At 60.4% G+C, this 1,609-nt stretch carries 4 protein-coding genes; all 4 read left to right on the plus strand.

The window, feature by feature from the left end; all coding sequences use genetic code 11:
- Positions 1-225 precede the first annotated feature (225 nt).
- The 4 genes from L858_RS0119145 to L858_RS0119160 are packed head-to-tail and all read left to right on the plus strand — an operon-like array spanning position 226 to position 1,457.
- Positions 226-600, plus strand: a complete 375-nt coding sequence (locus L858_RS0119145) for a type II toxin-antitoxin system RelE/ParE family toxin (protein ID WP_013041565.1) — start codon at positions 226-228, stop codon at positions 598-600.
- Positions 597-923 (plus strand): helix-turn-helix domain-containing protein, encoded by a 327-nt coding sequence (locus L858_RS0119150; RefSeq protein WP_006964370.1) that lies wholly within the window; start codon positions 597-599, stop codon positions 921-923. The genes L858_RS0119145 and L858_RS0119150 overlap by 4 nt, the downstream gene beginning before the upstream one ends.
- On the plus strand, positions 923-1,165 hold the full coding sequence (locus tag L858_RS0119155) for a hypothetical protein (RefSeq protein WP_006964372.1): 243 nt from the start codon (positions 923-925) through the stop codon (positions 1,163-1,165). Before L858_RS0119150 ends, L858_RS0119155 begins: the two co-directional genes overlap by 1 nt.
- Positions 1,158-1,457: a hypothetical protein gene (locus L858_RS0119160; protein ID WP_006964373.1), complete on the plus strand. Its 300-nt coding sequence runs from the start codon at positions 1,158-1,160 to the stop codon at positions 1,455-1,457. The genes L858_RS0119155 and L858_RS0119160 overlap by 8 nt, the downstream gene beginning before the upstream one ends.
- Positions 1,458-1,609 lie beyond the last annotated feature (152 nt).

Consider the following 1,609-nt stretch of genomic DNA (forward strand, 5'->3'; position numbering starts at 1 on the left):
GCCGCCAATCTTTGCAACAGAGCCAATTGGGGGGCGTGGGCCGCGCCGGGCCTCTAGCATAAAATTACGGCCCTGCATCCCCGGCGTTGATACATTCGTCGCGCAGGGCGCTCGATTGAGCCGCCCCGATCGCGGTCGCCTCAATCGGCATAGCGAGCTGGCAATATGCACATACGCGCATAATTTCCGCTTGCGGGCTATGTATATTTGTGCATAATAGCCGCGATGGATACGGAACGGCCGGTTCGATGGGTGGCATCGTCAAAGCGCGATTTTCGGGAGTTCCCGGACGATGTGCAGGACGTAATGGGCTATGCCCTGCACCTTGCGCAGCAAGGCGGGCAGCACGCCAGCACTAAGCCGTTGAAGGGCTTTGGCGGCGCTGGCGTGGTCGAGATCATAGACGACCACCAAGGCGATACGTTCCGCACGGTCTATACGGTCAAATTCGCGGAGGCGGTCTATGTCCTGCACGCCTTCCAGAAGAAATCCAAGCAGGGCAAGGCCACGCCGCAGGCCGATATGGATTTGATCCGAACGCGGCTGAAATCCGCCGAGGAGCATCACCGGCAACACCAGACCCCGCGAGGCACAGCATGAGCGCACAGGACGAAATCATTGAGGAAGGCAGCGGCAATGTCTTTGCCGATCTAGGCTTTGCCGACCCCGACACCCACCTTTTGAAAGCCCAGCTCGTTACCCGTGTAGCCGAGGCCATGCAGGAACGTAAATTGACGCAGATCGCCGCCGCCAAGGTTACGGGATCTACCCAACCGGAATTGTCGCGCATCCTGCGAGGCCAGTTCCGCAGCGTCTCGGTTGAGCGGCTTCTGGCCATGCTCACCCGGCTTGGCTGTAAGGTCGATATTGTCGTGCGTCCGCAGGGGCGGACCACTGAATCGGCCGTGATCCACTTCGCCTAATGTGCGATGATTTCGCGCAAGCCCGGCTCGATATGTTCGAGGCCGGGCTATTCGGCCAAGGGCCTGCCTTCTGGCGCTGGATCGAAACCGACGCGGCGCAACCCTATCTTGCCGCGTTCGCCGCCGATCGACGGCCGCTCGAACCCGGCGAACCCTTCGCCATCGACCTAGCGGCCGACGACTTGCTTGCCCCCGATCGCCTCGCCCAGCTCGCCCTACAGATCGAGGCCGACCATGCTTGATCCCAATCCGTCCATAGCTGACCTTGACGCAATGCTAGATCGCCACCGCAATGACGATGCGGCTATGGAAAAGATCATTCGCGGGTATCTCCGCTGCGCGATCTACAGCTATCAGAAACATTGCGTCAGGCGCGCCTTGCGCCACATCGGCAAGGACGATTGGAGTTTCAAAGAGGAAGACGTTGCCGCCTTGCGGGCCGAAGGCGCGAAATCCATTTCGGACTTTCGAGACTGGCTCATTGAGGAGCTGGCCGGGATGGGAATCAGCGCCCACACCGGCTTGCCGAATTGAGCGCCTAGCGCGCCGTCGCTTCAATTGCTGGCGGTGATTGTGCGCGGAATAAATCGCGGGTCCGCCGTGGGATCGGTAGGCGAAGGATGCAGCATGTCGCGCCGGAAATTGACCGCAACGGAAATAGGGGCTCTGTTGCAAAGATTGGCGGC

This window comes from Sphingobium bisphenolivorans (assembly GCF_000412635.1).
GTDB classification, from domain to species: Bacteria; Pseudomonadota; Alphaproteobacteria; order Sphingomonadales; family Sphingomonadaceae; genus Sphingobium; species Sphingobium bisphenolivorans.

Coding starts and splice junctions, on each gene's coding strand:
- L858_RS0119145 (WP_013041565.1), top strand. CDS start 226: ATGGATACGGAACGGCCGGTTCGATGGGTGGCATCGTCAAAGCGCGAT.
- L858_RS0119150 (WP_006964370.1), top strand. CDS start 597: ATGAGCGCACAGGACGAAATCATTGAGGAAGGCAGCGGCAATGTCTTT.
- L858_RS0119155 (WP_006964372.1), top strand. CDS start 923: ATGTGCGATGATTTCGCGCAAGCCCGGCTCGATATGTTCGAGGCCGGG.
- L858_RS0119160 (WP_006964373.1), top strand. CDS start 1,158: ATGCTTGATCCCAATCCGTCCATAGCTGACCTTGACGCAATGCTAGAT.